Here is a 13,974-nt window from a genome sequence, read left to right on the forward strand (position 1 = left end):
TCGGATGGGCGCCGGACACGTGCTCGTGCGGAGCGTCGCCGAATCGTGGCCTCGCGACGGGCGGGACCGGAGAGTGGTGCGGTCAGCCCACGGTGTCGAGCACGGCCTCGGCCGTCGCGGCCAGGGCCTGCGGGACGGGGGCGCCCTCGCCGCCCTCGGCCGCCGACGCCGCGTCGGGCGCGCACGTGTCGGTGGGTGCCCCGGTCGAGGTCGGTGCCGGCGTGGCGCCGGTCGCTTCGCCGCTGCCGGTGGGGTCCTCGCTCGGGCTGCACGTGTCGCTCGTCGTGGGCGTCGGCGTGCTCGAGGTGGGGGTGGCCGACGTGCTCGGTGCACCCGGGGCCGGGGAGGTGGTCGTCGGCGGCGTGGTGCTGGTCGGCGCCGTGGTGGACGAGGTGGTCGGCGGGGTCGTCGTCGGCGGCTTCGTGCCCGTGCCGGTGGTCGGCGGTGTCGTCCCGGGCCGGGTCGGCGGTGTCGTCGGCTTGGGGGTCCCGGTGCTCGTGGTGGGCTTGGGGGTCCCGGTGCTCGTGGTGGGCTTCGGGGCGCCCGAGCTGGACGTCGGCTTCGGGGTGGTGCTGCTCGGCGTGGGCTTCGGGGCGCTGGTGCCCGGCCGCGACGTCGAGCTCGGCGCCGGGGACGAAGACGGCGTGGCCGGGGTCGACGGGCGCGAGGGGGTGGGGGACGCGGCGGGCAGCGGGACGTCGCCGTCGGGCACGGCCGGGGCGCTCGGGGTGCCGGGAGCGGAGGGAGAGTAGGTGCCGCTGCCCGGGTTGGCGAAGGGCACCGAGGCGGCGTCGCCGCTGGCGAACCCGAGGTAGGGCGCCGGGTCGACGTAGCGGCCGTCGAGGACGACGTCGAAGTGCAGGTGGCAGCCGGTCGACCATCCGGTCGTGCCCACGAGGCCGATGACGTCGCCCTGCTTGACGGTCTGGCCCACCTTCGCGATGAGCCGCGACTGGTGGCCGTAGGCCGTCTTCAGCGTGGGGGAGTGCTGGATGATGATGCGGTTGCCCCACGACGCGGTCGTCGCCGCGTACACCACCGTGCCGTCGGCGGCCGCCCGGATCGGGGTCCCGCAGACGGCGCCGAGGTCGATGCCGGTGTGGAACATGGCGCGTCCCAGCACCGGGTGGCGGCGCGGGCCGAAGCCGGAGGTCTCGGGGGCGTCGACGGGGCGGATGAACCCGGCCGCGCCCACGGCACCGGCCGGCGGGAGGGCACCGCCAGCCCACGGCGACCACGCCGACGAGCCGGCGCCCGAGGTCGGCGCCCACGGTGCGAAGGCCCCCCACGACGCCGGGCCACCGGACACGCTCCCGGGTGCCCCGACGAGGTTGCCGGCGTAGAGGGCGGAAAGGGAGCCGGGCACGCCGGCCGGGTCGATCCCGCCGGGCAGGGCCGGGCCGAGCGCGAGGTTGGGGAAGGCCATGGGGGCGCCGGCGGCCGCGGCGGCGCCGGGCTGTGCGGCGCGCGCGTACAGGGCCTGACCGGCGCCGCCCGCGTCGGCGACGAGGGCCGGCGTCGGGGTGCCGGCGGCGAGGCGGCCGGCGGGCGAGCCGACCGCGGGGTTGGCGCCCGCACCGAGGAAGGGCAGGACGGCGAAGGCGGCGAGCGCAGCGGTGGCCGGGAGGGCCCGGCTCCTGAGGTTGATGGTCAGGACGACGGGCTCGCGCTCCGGCTGCTTGCCTTCGTGCACCTGCGGTCCACTCCCCATCGACATCGTTGCCCCTGACAGAAACCCCGGGGGGCCACACCGTACCGAGCGCGACGAGGGTCGCGCCCGTGGGTACGGGCGGCATCCGGTTTGTCCACCATAAAGGGCGGGCGGGCGCCGCGGCAGGGCGAAACGCGAACTCGGTCGAAATGTGGGACGGGAGTGGCTGCTGGGACACGTGTGGCGCTGGCCCGCCGCCTCCGCCGCCGTCGGGCGCCGGGCGCGGGGGGAGGCCCCGGGCGGTGGTCGCCCGGGGCCTCCGGAGGTCTGCGGCGGACTGCGCCGGGGCGTCGCCGCGGGCTGCGGCGACGCCCCTGCCGACTACTCGACGAAGCCCGTCACCGAGAGGGTCACGGCCCGGATCGAGCCACTGTCTCCGCCCGCCTGGTCGACGACCGAGAACGTCCAGTCGCCGACGACCGGGGAGGCCGTGAGCGCCGACAGCGGTGAGATCGGCGACCACGTGCCGGTGAAGGGCGCGTCGGCCGAGGTCACGGTGCTGAAGCTCGCGGCGGCGTCGTCGTCGAAGACGACCTGGCAGAGGTTGTTGCCACTGCCGCCGTTGCGGCTGAACAGCGTGGCCGTCGCGCCCGACGGGCTCGTCAGCGTGCCGACGAGGTCACCGACGTAGGTGTGGTCGAGGCCCACCGTGGTGCTGGCGGTGTCGGTCGTGCACGTCTCGCCGTCGACCGAGAAGGTCACCTTCGAGGCGTACTCGGAGCCGGTGACCGGGATGGTCACCGAGGCACCGGCCGCGTCGTTGTCCGGGATGGGGACGGCCGGGCCCGTGTACGCGAACTCCGTCGGGGTCTCGGCCGGCTGGCCGGTCGCCACGGTCAGCGTCGTGCTCGTCGGCGACAGCACCCCGACGAACGACACCGACGCCTGCACCGTCACCGGCTTGCCGAGCGGGTAGTCGTCCGCCAGCGAGACGGTGAACGACCGTTCGGCGGTGGCGCCGGCGGCGAGGCTGCCGTACCTGCGCACGGCGGGGCGCAGGGAGACACCGGCATCCGACGTCGTCAGACGCACGCTGACGCTCGTGGCCCGACCGTCACCGACGTTCGTGACGGGGACCGTGAGCGAGCCGGTCTCGCCGGGTTCGAGATAGCCGTCGCCGTCCCCGGAGGTCTCCTCCGCGCGCGGCTCGCCGGCCCGCACGAGCGGCTGCGGCGTGGCTCCGGTGCGCTGCAGCAGCCGGGTGGCCAGCACGATGCCGTGGCCGGTGCGGTTGTCGACCCCCGCCGGGGCGAGGTCGATCGCGGTGTCGATCATCGCCGTGCGGATCGAGTCCGGGTCGACGCCCGGGTTGCCCGACAGCGCCAGCGCCGCGAGGGCGGCGGCGTGCGGGGCGGCGGCCGAGGTGCCGAAGAACGGGTCGAAGCCCGGCGCCGTGGTGCGGACGCCGTCGGCGGCCGTGACGTCCGGCTTCTGGCGCACGACGCCGCCGGTCGAGGTGGTGTTGCCGGGGGTGTACGGCGTGCCGTCGGCCTCGAAGAACACGCGGCGCGGGCCGTCGGAGGTGAAGCGCTCGGGCAGCTGGTCGCGGGTGAAGACGCCGGGGAAGGGGCCCGTCGGGTTCGGCGGGTCACCGGCCTCGAGGTCGAAGGGCAGGGCGCCCGCGGCCGGCGCGGCGGCCGTGCTCACCGCGTTGACGGCGGCCGAGTGGCCTCGCGTGACGCCGGGGGTGACGTACGCCGTGAGGCCGTTCGCGTCCTCGTAGCGGCCGCGCAGGGCGGAGAGCTGGAGGTAGCGGTCGGCGCCGGCGTACTTGACGACGGCGAGCTTCTGTCCGGCGCCGGCGCCCGTCTGCAGGATCTCGAACGGGTCGTCGTCGCCGTCCTGGACGTCCTGCGAGAAGCCGGTGACGTTGCCGGCGGCGTCAAGCAGGTACAGGTCGTAGTCGTCGGCCGCCTGCCCGAGCGGGTCGGCCCAGAACAGCGGCACGACGACGCCCTGGCTCTCGTCGCTGAGCGGCTCGTAGAGCTGGACGCCGTCACCGGGGTCGAAGTCGTGGGCCGAGCCCGCGAACTTGCCGATGGTCTGGCCCGACCCGTTGAAGTCGCCCTCGTAGTTGCCGGAGGTCCCGTCGATGACGTTGCCCTCGTTTCCGGCCGAGCTGAAGTACAGCGCCCCGTCGGCGGTGACGTCGTTGACGGCCTGCGCGATGGGTCCGTCCTGGAACGGGGTCTCGGCGAAGTAGAGGACGTCGTCGACGATGATGTCGCAGTCGCCCTGCTCGCGCAGGGCGCGGATGTTGTCGGCGAACGAGGCGGCGCTCGTGAAGGCCGTCGCGAAGCCGAGCTCGGCGTTGGGCGCGAGGTCGTGGATGATCTCGAGCATCGCGGTGCCCTCGTCTCCGCTGCCCTCCTGCCCCGGCAGGACGTCGATGGGGGGCAGGTCACCGCTCGCGACCGACGCCGACACCGAGTCGATGCCGTCGGACAGGGCGCACACCTTGACACCGGTCCCCGTCACCTTGAACCGGGCCCGGGCGGTGTCGGCGGCATGGGCCGCGTCGCCCTCGGAGGTCAGCTCACCCTGCTGCACCACGCTGGGCCGGCCGGGGGTGTTGAGCGCCTTCTTCAGCGCCGTCTCGACGCGGGCCGTGCGCTCGCTCTTCGACGGCGGCGAGGTGACGATGCGCCCGGGGGCGGCCTGGTCGTTCTTCGACGTCGTGGCCGGGGCACCGGCACGGGAGGTCATGGCCCCTCCCGCGGCGCGGACGTGGGTGACCTCGCGGAACCCCGCGACCGTCGTGAGCGCGCTCGTCGGCACCGTGGCCCGGATGCTGCGCACGACCTTCGAGGCGTGCGCGACGCTCGCCCCGGTGGCGCGCAGGCGGGCGAGCAGCCCGTCGGTCACCGCGGTGACCTCGATGTCGACCGTGACGCTGGATGCCGGTGCGCCCTTGGCCGTGTCGAGCCGGGGGAGCGCCGTGCGCAGCGACGCGTCGGTGCGCGCCTTGAGCGAGACGGCGAGGGCGCTGTCGAGCTTGCGCTCGGCGCCGGAGAGTGACCCCTTGACCTTCTGCAGGGCCGCGATCTGGGCGGCGGTGTCCGCACCGATCTGGCCCGGTGGTGTCGCAGCAGCGGCCGCGCTCGGTGTGAGCGCCGCCGCGGTGAGTGGGATGGACAGAGCAGCGACGAGGGTGCCGGTGAGCACCCCGCGTGAGAATCCGATGGTTCTAGCCCCTGAGCGCGCCGGTCGGCGCCAGTTCGAGATCATGGAACGGGTCTAGTCGCTCTTATCGGATTTGTCGCAGCGAACGTGGCGGACGTGCCGCATGGTGTGGTTGTGACGGAGGTGTTCAGACACGACACACTCCACGACCGCCGACGGAAGCCGACAGAGTCCTCGGACGCCCCGCGAGCGGACGCGTCTCGGCGCGGCCGCAGACGGCTGGGGCGCAGCGAGCGGACGCCGCCGGCCGGGCCGCCGGGGCCGTGACGCGGGTGCCGTGACCCGGGTGCCGTGACCCGAGTGCATTGGCGCGGACGGGGTGGTGGGGCAGCAGGGGCTTGAACCCTGGACCGACGGATTATGAGTCCGCTGCTCTGACCGGCTGAGCTACTGCCCCCTGACCGCGGCGCTGTGGTGCCCGGCGGTCGGCCGCGAGTCTAGCGACGCGTCGACGTCGGTCCGCGGTGGGACGTGGCGCGGAACGCCCGGTGGGCATGACCTACGCTCGGGCGCGGTCGCAGACGGAAGCGAGAGGTGACGACAGGCATGAGCGAGGCAATCCGCGTGGCGGGGGTCGAGGACGTCGAGCCGGGGGAGGCGCTCGTGCTGCCCACCGAGCTCACCGGCACCGACGAGCCCATCTCGCTCTTCCGCGACGACGACGGCACCTTCTACGCCCTCGACGACACCTGCTCGCACGGCGCGGCCAGCCTCGCCGACGGGTGGATCGAGGGCGGCGAGGTCGAGTGCCCCCTGCACGCCACCCGCTTCGGCCTCGGTGACGGTCGACCGCGGTGCCTGCCGGCCACGCAGCCCGTGCGCACGCACGCGGTGCACGTCGACGGCGACGACGTCCTGCTCCAGGTCGGGGTCGCCCGCTCCTGACCGCGGTGCACGGCGCTCGACCGTGTCGGGCCTCGCCTGACCGCGCCTGGCTCCACCCGACGGCGGCCCGCCGGCGCGGCCTCGCCGCAACCCCTGCCCGCTCGGGCGACCACCCGACATCGCGGGTGAACCGGACAGCGTGACCTCTGGTGCGCCTGTGACCGATGGTGCACAATGGACGCGTGCGCCCCCGCGGCGCACACCGGCATCCACGGTTGGGAGTCGGGTCGACAGGGTTGGCGCAGGCCGTTGGGGAAGACGTCCCTCGCACACCCAGGAGGTCCGGATGTCTTCCGTGCTGTCGCGCACCGTCACGCGCGGGGTCGTGTTCGTCCACGCGACCCCGATGCCGTTGTGCCCCCACCTGACGTGGGCGTTGGAGGCCGTGCTCGGCCGCCGCGTGGCCATCGACTGGACCCCTCAGCCCGTCGCGCCGCGCACCGTGCGCGCCGAGCTGTCGTGGACCGGGCCCGTCGGCACCGGCGCCCAGCTGGCCAGCGCGCTGCGCGGCTGGGACGGCCTGCGCTACGAGGTGACCGAGGAGCCGACCGCGGTGAGCGACGGGTCGCGCTGGTCGTACACGCCGTCGCTCGGCATCCACCACACCCTCATCTCGACGTCCGGCGACGCGCTGGTGCAGGAGGACCGGCTCCGCGAGGCGGTGGCCCGCACCCGCGGCGACGCGCTGGCGCTGCAGGACGAGATCGACCTGCTGCTCGGGGCGGCGTGGGACGACGAGCTCGAGCCGTTCCGCCACGCCGGCGACGGCGCGCCCGTGCGCTGGCTGCACCGGGTGGGGTGAGCCGCGTGGGGTGAGCCGCCGCGCGCTGCCGACCTGACCGCGGCGTGGGTGACGCGGGTCGTGCGACGACGAGAGCCCGGAGGGTTCGTGCCTCCGGGCTCTCGTGCTGTCGTGGTCCGTCACCCCACCGGGGATGCCGGGTGGTGCCGTGGGGCTCAGGCGCTGCGCACCACGAGGGCGACGTTGTGGCCGCCGAAGCCGAACGAGTTGTTCATCGCGGCGAGGTCGCCGTCGGGCAGGGTCTGGTGCTCGCCCGTCACGACGTTGAGCGCGATCTGGGGGTCCTGCTCGTCGAGGTTGATCGTCGCCGGGACCGTGCGGTGGTGCACGGAGAGGATCGTGACGATCGCCTCGAGGGCGCCGGCCGCCCCGAGGAGGTGGCCCGTCATCGACTTCGTCGCCGTGACCGTGAGGTCGTCGGTGCGGTGGCCGAAGGCCCGCTTGATGGCGTTGTACTCGGCGATGTCACCGACCGGCGTCGACGTCGCGTGCACGTTGATGTGGACGATGTCGTCGAGCGAGAGGTCGGCCCGCTCTACCGCGGAGACCATCGCCCGTGAGGCGCCGGCGCCCTGGGGCTCCGGGGCGGTGATGTGGTGGGCGTCGGCGGACATCCCGACGCTGGCGAGCTCGGCATAGATCTTCGCGCCGCGGGCCTTGGCGTGCTCCTCCGACTCGAGCACGATGACGGCCGAGCCCTCGCCCAGGACGAAGCCGTCGCGACCGACGTCGTAGGGGCGCGACGCCTTCTCGGGCTCGTCGTTGCGGGTCGAGAGCGCCTGCATCGCGGCGAAGCCGGCGATGGGCAGGGGGTGGACGGCCGCCTCGGTGCCACCGGCGACGACGACGTCGGCGCGGCCCGTGCGGATCATGTCGACGGCGTAGCCCATGCCCTCGGCGCCGGAGGCGCACGCGCTGACGGGGGTGTGGGCGCCGGCCCGGGCGCCGAGGTCGAGCGACACGGCCGCAGCAGGCCCGTTCGGCATGAGCATCGGCACGGCGAGCGGGTAGACCCGGCGGGGGCCCTTCTCGCGCAGGTTGTCCCACTGGTCGAGCAGGGTCCAGACGCCGCCGATGCCGGAGCCGATGACGACGCCGAGCCGCTCGGGCTCGACCTCGGGCGTTCCGGCGTCGGCCCAGGCCTCGCGGGCCGCGATGAGGGCGTACTGGCTGGAGGGGTCGAGGCGCCGGGTCTCGACCTTGGTGAGCACCTGGTCGGGGGTCACGGCGATCGTGGCCGCGAAGGTGACGGGCAGCTCGTACTTGGCCACCCAGTCGAACTCCATGGGTCGGGCGCCGGAACGCCCGGCGAGCAGGGCCTCCCACGTCTCCGGGACGGTGCCGGCCAGGGGCGTGGTGGCGCCGAGGCCGGTGACCACGACACGACGGTCGCGAGTGGAGGTCATGGTGACGTGCTCCTCAGGGGTCGGGGTGCGCTTGTCGGGGTTGGTGCGCCGCCCAGAGGTGTCGGACGGGTGTCAGGCGGATGCCGGGTGGTGCCGAGTGCTGCCGTGCGGTGTGGGGCGGCCCGGGTGGGCCGGGTGGGCCGGGTGGGCCGGAGCCGGCCGGCACCCGCGGGTGCCGGCCGACCGGTGGCTCAGGACTGCGCGTTGTTGATGAACGTGACGGCGTCGCGCACCGTCTTGAGGTTCTTGACCTCGCTGTCGGGGATGCGCACGCCGAACTTCTCCTCGGCGTTGACGACGATCGTCATCATCGACAGCGAGTCGATGTCGAGGTCCTCGGTGAAGGACTTGTCCATCTCCACCGACGCGGTGTCGAGGCCGGTCTCCTCGTTGACGATCTCGGCGAGACCCTCGAGGATCTCCTGCTCGGACTGAGCCATGTCTGTGCTCCTTGGGTTGGGTGCGTGTCGCTGCAATGGCCCGAATGACCCGTCGGGACCGGCGGGAGCTGGTGCCCGTTAGGGCAGGACGACGACCTGGGCGGCGTAGACGAGGCCCGCGCCGAAGCCGATCTGCAGGGCCAGGCCGCCGCTCGGGATCTCCTTCTCGGCGAGCATGCGCGCGGTCGCGATCGGCACGGAGGCCGCCGACGTGTTCGCGGTCGTGACGATGTCGCGGGCGACGGGGATGTCGGCCGGCAGCTTGAGCTGCTTGACCATCGCGTCGATGATGCGGATGTTCGCCTGGTGCGGGATGAAGGCGTCGAGGTCGTCGGCGGTGATGCCGGCCTTGTCGATGGCCTGCTGCGCGACCGGGGCCATGCCCCAGACGGCCCAGCGGAAGACGGTCTGGCCCTGCATGCCGATCGCCGGCCACAGGTCCTTGTCCTGCTGCGACTCCTGCCACGACCCGCGCAGGTCGGTCCAGGCCTGGCGCTGGGTGATGGCGTCGCGCTGGGTGCCGTCGGAGCCCCACACCGTCGGCCCGATGCCGGGGGTGTCGCTCGGTCCGATGACGCAGGCACCCGCGCCGTCGCCGAAGATGAACGCGCTGCCGCGGTCGTAGGGGTCGGTGAAGTCGCTGAGCTTCTCGACCCCGACGACGAGGACGTAGTCGGCGGAGCCGCCCTTGACCATGTCGCTCGCCATCGTCACGCCGTAGCAGTAGCCGGCGCAGGCGGCGGAAATGTCGACGGCGGGCGCCGTCGAGCCCAGGCGTGCGGCGAGCTCGGGGGCCGCCGCGGGCGTCTGGTAGGGGTGGGTGACGGTGGCGACGAGCACGAAGCCGACCTGCTCGGGCGCGATCCCGGCGTGCTCGAGCGCGGCCCGCGAGGCCTTCTCGGCCATGTCGATGACCGACTCGTCGGCGGCGGCGAAGTGCCGGCTGACGATGCCCGACCGCTCGCGGATCCACTCGTCGCTCGAGTCGATCTTGCCGATGATCTCGGAGTTCATGACGACCCGCTCGGGCCGGTACTGGCCGACGCCCATCATGCGCGACTCACGGGCCGCGCCGGAGCCGACGATCGTGCCGGTGCCCTTGGGGACGGTGTGCTGGACGTTGTCGGTCACGTGAACCTTCTGTCGGTGACGGGGGCGAGGGGGTGGGCGAGCATCGGGGTCGCACGGGCCGTGCGCGACCGTCGTGGATGCCGGTGGGCCGGGTCGCGGGGTGCGCTCACCCGGCGTGGTCGGCGACGAGGCGCCGGGCGGCGTCGAGGTCGTCGGGGGTCTTGAGGGCGAGGGTCTCGACGCCCTTCATGGCGCGCTTCGCCAGCCCGACGAGGGTGCCGGCCGGCGGGATCTCGATGAGGCCGGTCACGCCGAGGTCGAGCATCGTCTGCATGCAGAGGTCCCAGCGCACGGGGTTGCTCACCTGTCGCACGAGCCGGCCGAGCACCTCCGCGCCGTCCGACACGGGGGCGCCGTCGGCGTTCGAGAGCAGGGTCACCTGCGGCGCCGCGGTCGTCATCGCGCGGGAGTACCCGTCGAGGACGTCGACGGCAGGCGCCATGTGGTGGGTGTGGAAGGCGCCGGCGACCTGCAGCGGGATGACGCGGGCCTTGGCCGGGGGCTGCGTCGCGAACGCCTCGATCTGCTCGAGCGTGCCGGCGGCCACGACCTGACCGCCGCCGTTGACGTTGGCCGGCGTCAGACCGGCGGCGTCGATGGCGGCGAGCACCTCGTCGGGGTCGCCCCCGAGCACCGCCGCCATGCCGGTCGGGGTGACGGCGCTCGCCGAGGCCATGCCGCGCCCGCGCTCCCGCACGAAGACCATGGCGGCCTCGGCGGACAGGACGCCGGCGGCCGCGGCCGCCGTGATCTCGCCGACGGAGTGGCCGGCGGTCACCGAGCCGGCGGGCAGCGCGGCTGCGGCGGACGCCGTGCTCGGGTCGTCGGCGAGCAGCGCGGGCAGGGCGAGCAGGCCGGCGCCGACGATGAGCGGCTGGGCCACCGCGGTGTCCTTGATCGTGTCGGCGTCGCTCTCGGTGCCGTGGGCCACGAGGTCGACACCGGCGGCCGCCCCGAGCCACGCGAGGCGGTCGCGGGCACCCGCGAGCCCGAGCCAGGGGGTGAGGAAGCCGGGGGTCTGGGAGCCCTGTCCAGGGCAGACGATCGCGAGCACGGTCTCAGCCTTCCTCGTTACCGGCGGGGAGCAGGCCGCCGAATGCCACCAAGTCGGAGGTCATAGGTTGGAGGATTCCTCCAAACCGCGGCGACCCACGGGAGCGGGCTGGCCGGCATCCGACAGCCCCACGGCAGGCCCGGGGGTGGCACCGGTGCCGCCGAGCCGACCCAGCGTCACGGCGACCCGGACGGCCCACGCGTCGCGCGGGCGGGTCAGGTCGTAGCCGGTGACGTCGGTGATGCGCGCGAGGCGGTAGCGCACGGTGTTGGGGTGCACGAAGAGGGCGCGGGCGCTGGCCTCGAGGGAGCCGCCGTGCTCGAAGTAGGCGGTCGCGGTCTCGAGCAGCGGCGACTGCGACGACTGCGCCGACTCGGTGAGCGGGCGGTGGGCGCGGTCGAGCAGGCGGCGGCGGGCGGGGAGGTCGCCGGCGAGGGCCCGCTCGGGGAGCAGCTCGTCGGACTCCACGACGCGGGGGGCGCCGGGCCAGGCGACGGCGGCGGTCAGCCCGCTCAGGGCGGCGCGGGCCGAGCGGCCGGCGGCGAAGAGGTGGGGCACGGTGGGGCCGACGACCACCGGTCCGGGGCCGAAGCGGTCGGCGACGTGCTCGACGACGGGCAGTGGGTCGCGGGTGCCGCCGACGATGGCGATGAGCCGGTCGCGCTGCACGATCGCGAGGGCCTCGACCCCGAGGTGGCGCGCGGCGCGGCGCAGGCTGTCGACCGTGGCCGCGGGCGCGTCGGGCGAGCTGGCGGCGAGGGGCGCGCGCCCGACGACGAAGGTGACGCCCGCGACGTCGTCCCAGCCCAGGGCGGCGGCGCGCGACTGCATCGAGTCGTCGGCCTCGCCCCTCAGCACGGCGTCGACGACGAGGGCCTCGAGCCGGGCGTCCCAGGCTCCGCGCGCCTCGGCGGCGCCGGCGTAGACCTCGGCGGCGGCGAAGGCGATCTCGCGCGAGAACCGCAGCACCGACTCGAGCACGAGCTGCTCGTCACCCGGCCCGGCGAGCGAGGTGGCCCGGGCCTCGACGACGTCGACGACGGTGCGCACGAGGTCGAGGGTGTGGCGCAGGCTGACGGCGCGGGTGAGCTCCTGCGGGGCGTTGGCGAAGATCGAGATCGCGGAGGGGGCGTGCCGCTCGCGCTGGCGCAGCCACTCGACGAACTGCGAGATGCCGGCCTGGGCGACGAGGCCGACCTGCGAGCGCTGGGCGGCGGACAGCTCGCGGTACCAGCCGAGGGTCTCGTCCATGCGGGCCATCGCGAGGCGGGCGAGCTCGCCCGCGCTCTGCTCGACCGTGTGCGCCGTCCCCTCGCCCGGGAGGCGGCGCGGGGGCGAGGTCACCGGCCCACCCTAGTGGCGGGCCGGCATCCGGCACCGGGCCGAGAGGCCGAGCGCGACTTGTGGTTGCCCGACAACCCCGACACCCCAGACCGTCGAAGGGCCAGTTCCCGACGCGGGTTGGCGACGGCAACTGGCCTCTCGACGGTGCAGAGCCCGCCGGGAAGTGGCCCCTCGACGGTGCTCGTCAGTGCTGGGGTCAGCCGGCGACGGCGGACGCGAGCCGGCCGAGCGACTGCTCGAGGTCACCCTCGCTGACGAGCGGGAAGTGCACCTTGGACAGGATCTCCTTGTCGGTCACCTTGCCCCAGTCGTAGGTGAGCGTGACGTCGGTCGTGTCGGCGCCGGTGGGCTGCAGCTCCCACATCCACTCCCACCCGGGCGGCTCGGTGCCCGCGGGCGCCGTCTTCCACGCGATGAGCTTGTTGTGGTCGTAGCCGGTGACCGTGTTGTCGGTCTGGTACTCGCCGCCCATGTGCGCGCCCTCCATGTTCATGCGGAAGACGTCACCGACCTTCTGGATGCGCTCGGCCTTCTCGTCGGAACGCACGAACCCCGAGCCGTCGAGCTCGGCGTGGCGCTTCGGGTTGCTCAGCACGTCGAACAGGTCGGCGGCCGACGCGTCGATGCTGCGTTGCACGGTGATCTTCGTGTTCTCGGTCATGCACGGGTGGTACCCGCTCCGTGCGTCCGGCCCGACACCGGTTCTTCACCACCTCGACGGCAGGCGTAGGGCTGGTGGTCGCCCGCCGCGTCGGCCCAGGCGCTGTGCTGTCGCCATGAGACGATCCTCCATCATGCTCACCGTGTCCGTCGCCGTCGCCGCGCTCGTCCCGGTGGCCGCCGCCACGTCGTCGGCGGCCCTCGGCCTGCGCCCGGCCACGACCACCGCCGACACGGTGTCGACCCTCACCGCCGGTCGCGCGGAGGGCGCCGCCCCCCTCGTCATCGGGCACCGCGGCGCCTCCGGCTACCGCCCCGAGCACACCCTCGCCAGCTACGAGCTGGCCGCCCGCATGGGCGCCGACTTCATCGAGCCCGACCTCGTCTCGACGAAGGACGGCGTGCTCGTCGCCCGGCACGAGCCGGAGATCGGCGGCACGACCGACGTCGCCGACCACCCCGAGTTCGCCGACCGTCGCGTGACGAAGATGCTCGACGGCGTCGCCGTCACGGGCTGGTGGACCACCGACTTCACCCTCGCCGAGCTCAAGACGCTGCGCGCCAAGGAGCGACTGCCGCTCATCCGGCAGGAGAACACCCTGTGGGACGAGCGGTTCGAGGTCCCGACGTTCGAGGAGGTGCTCACCCTGCGCGAGCGCCTGAGCCGCGAGCTGCGCCGGCCCATCGGCGTCTACCCCGAGACCAAGCACCCGACGTTCTTCAAGCAGCTCGGCCTCGCCCTCGAGCCCAGGGTGGTGCGCGCCCTGCGCACGCACGACCTCGACCGGCGCAACGCCCCGGTCTTCGTGCAGTCGTTCGAGCTGACCAACCTCGGCACCCTGCGCAACCTCTACGGCCTGCGCGTCCCGCTCGTCTTCCTCACCTCCGCGAGCGGCGCCCCCTACGACCTCGTCGCCAGGGGTGACCCGCGCACCTACGCCGACCTCACGACGGCGCCGAGCCTCAGGAAGCTCGCCCGCACCATCAACGGGCTCGGCCCCGACAAGGCACAGGTCATCCCGCGCAACGCCGACGGCACCCTCGCGGCGTCCGCCACGAGCCTCGTCACCGACGCCCACGCCGCCGGTCTTCAGGTGCACCCGTACACCTTCCGGGCCGAGAACACCTTCCTGCCCGTCGACTACCGCACCGGCACGTCGGACGCCGACTTCGGCCGCGCCCTCGACGAGCAGGTGCGCTACCTCGAGACCGGCATCGACGGACTCTTCACCGACCAGCCCGACATCGGGGTGGCCGCCCGCGACGCGTTCGTCGCCGAGCAGTCGCGCGCCGCGGCAGGGGAGCGGCGGGCCTCCTGACCCGCCGCCGGCCTGACCGCGCGGACACGCGAAGGGCCC

The 13,974-nt window shown here is 74.1% G+C and carries 11 protein-coding genes and 1 tRNA gene; 3 read left to right on the forward strand and 9 right to left on the reverse strand.

Features of this window, described 5'->3' with window-relative positions; translation table 11 throughout:
- Nucleotides 1-82: 82 nt before the first annotated feature.
- The 3 genes from DFJ68_RS18940 to DFJ68_RS05650 form a co-directional block, all read right to left on the reverse strand.
- The gene (locus DFJ68_RS18940) at nucleotides 83-1,711 is read right to left on the reverse strand and encodes a M23 family metallopeptidase (protein WP_147431515.1); all 1,629 of its coding nucleotides are present in this window, start codon (nucleotides 1,709-1,711) and stop codon (nucleotides 83-85) included.
- Nucleotides 1,712-2,032: 321 nt separating this feature from the next.
- On the reverse strand, nucleotides 2,033-4,939 hold the full coding sequence (locus tag DFJ68_RS05645) for a S8 family serine peptidase (RefSeq protein WP_121031739.1): 2,907 nt from the start codon (nucleotides 4,937-4,939) through the stop codon (nucleotides 2,033-2,035).
- A 275-nt stretch (nucleotides 4,940-5,214) separates the two neighbouring features.
- A tRNA-Ile gene (locus DFJ68_RS05650) sits at nucleotides 5,215-5,291 on the reverse strand.
- Between the two features lie 149 nt (nucleotides 5,292-5,440).
- Between DFJ68_RS05650 and DFJ68_RS05655 the strand changes: the two genes are divergently transcribed.
- A complete protein-coding gene (locus DFJ68_RS05655; RefSeq protein ID WP_121031741.1) occupies nucleotides 5,441-5,779 on the forward strand; it encodes a non-heme iron oxygenase ferredoxin subunit in 339 nt (112 codons plus the stop codon).
- Nucleotides 5,780-6,065: 286 nt separating this feature from the next.
- Entirely contained in the window at nucleotides 6,066-6,581 is a 516-nt protein-coding gene (locus DFJ68_RS05660) for a DUF3145 domain-containing protein (RefSeq protein ID WP_121031743.1), read from the forward strand.
- Between the two features lie 155 nt (nucleotides 6,582-6,736).
- Here the strand turns inward: DFJ68_RS05660 and fabF are convergent, their stop codons facing one another.
- The 6 genes from fabF to DFJ68_RS05690 all read right to left on the reverse strand — a co-directional run bounded on the left by fabF (nucleotide 6,737) and on the right by DFJ68_RS05690 (nucleotide 12,617).
- Nucleotides 6,737-7,987 carry a beta-ketoacyl-ACP synthase II gene (fabF, locus tag DFJ68_RS05665; RefSeq protein ID WP_121031745.1) on the reverse strand — a complete coding sequence of 417 codons (1,251 nt, stop codon included), beginning with the start codon at nucleotides 7,985-7,987 and terminating at the stop codon, nucleotides 6,737-6,739.
- Nucleotides 7,988-8,178: 191 nt separating this feature from the next.
- Nucleotides 8,179-8,427, reverse strand: coding sequence for an acyl carrier protein (locus DFJ68_RS05670; RefSeq protein WP_121031747.1), 249 nt, complete (start codon nucleotides 8,425-8,427; stop codon nucleotides 8,179-8,181).
- A 78-nt stretch (nucleotides 8,428-8,505) separates the two neighbouring features.
- Complete coding sequence (locus DFJ68_RS05675) at nucleotides 8,506-9,480, reverse strand: beta-ketoacyl-ACP synthase III (RefSeq protein WP_121035120.1); 975 nt, start codon at nucleotides 9,478-9,480, stop codon at nucleotides 8,506-8,508.
- Nucleotides 9,481-9,664: 184 nt separating this feature from the next.
- Nucleotides 9,665-10,612: an ACP S-malonyltransferase gene (locus DFJ68_RS05680; RefSeq protein WP_121031749.1), complete on the reverse strand. Its 948-nt coding sequence runs from the start codon at nucleotides 10,610-10,612 to the stop codon at nucleotides 9,665-9,667.
- Between the two features lie 60 nt (nucleotides 10,613-10,672).
- Entirely contained in the window at nucleotides 10,673-11,956 is a 1,284-nt protein-coding gene (locus DFJ68_RS05685; RefSeq protein WP_245963485.1) for a PucR family transcriptional regulator, read from the reverse strand.
- 196 nt (nucleotides 11,957-12,152) lie between these two features.
- Nucleotides 12,153-12,617, reverse strand: coding sequence for an SRPBCC family protein (locus DFJ68_RS05690; protein WP_121031751.1), 465 nt, complete (start codon nucleotides 12,615-12,617; stop codon nucleotides 12,153-12,155).
- 115 nt (nucleotides 12,618-12,732) lie between these two features.
- On the opposite strand from DFJ68_RS05690, the gene DFJ68_RS05695 reads away from it, so the two are divergent.
- The gene (locus DFJ68_RS05695) at nucleotides 12,733-13,935 is read left to right on the forward strand and encodes a glycerophosphodiester phosphodiesterase (protein WP_121031753.1); all 1,203 of its coding nucleotides are present in this window, start codon (nucleotides 12,733-12,735) and stop codon (nucleotides 13,933-13,935) included.
- Nucleotides 13,936-13,974: the final 39 nt, after the last annotated feature.

It is taken from the genome of Terracoccus luteus (genome assembly GCF_003635045.1).
GTDB lineage: Bacteria > Actinomycetota > Actinomycetes > Actinomycetales > Dermatophilaceae > Terracoccus > Terracoccus luteus.

What these genes read in the sequence shown, in the direction of transcription:
- DFJ68_RS05690 (WP_121031751.1), bottom strand. Translation starts at nt 12,617, where the DNA reads ATGACCGAGAACACGAAGATCACCGTGCAACGCAGCATCGACGCGTCG.
- fabF (WP_121031745.1), bottom strand. Translation starts at nt 7,987, where the DNA reads ATGACCTCCACTCGCGACCGTCGTGTCGTGGTCACCGGCCTCGGCGCC.
- DFJ68_RS05695 (WP_121031753.1), top strand. Translation starts at nt 12,733, where the DNA reads ATGAGACGATCCTCCATCATGCTCACCGTGTCCGTCGCCGTCGCCGCG.
- DFJ68_RS05645 (WP_121031739.1), bottom strand. Translation starts at nt 4,939, where the DNA reads ATGATCTCGAACTGGCGCCGACCGGCGCGCTCAGGGGCTAGAACCATC.
- DFJ68_RS18940 (WP_147431515.1), bottom strand. Translation starts at nt 1,711, where the DNA reads ATGGGGAGTGGACCGCAGGTGCACGAAGGCAAGCAGCCGGAGCGCGAG.
- DFJ68_RS05675 (WP_121035120.1), bottom strand. Translation starts at nt 9,480, where the DNA reads ATGATGGGCGTCGGCCAGTACCGGCCCGAGCGGGTCGTCATGAACTCC.
- DFJ68_RS05660 (WP_121031743.1), top strand. Translation starts at nt 6,066, where the DNA reads ATGTCTTCCGTGCTGTCGCGCACCGTCACGCGCGGGGTCGTGTTCGTC.
- DFJ68_RS05670 (WP_121031747.1), bottom strand. Translation starts at nt 8,427, where the DNA reads ATGGCTCAGTCCGAGCAGGAGATCCTCGAGGGTCTCGCCGAGATCGTC.
- DFJ68_RS05655 (WP_121031741.1), top strand. Translation starts at nt 5,441, where the DNA reads ATGAGCGAGGCAATCCGCGTGGCGGGGGTCGAGGACGTCGAGCCGGGG.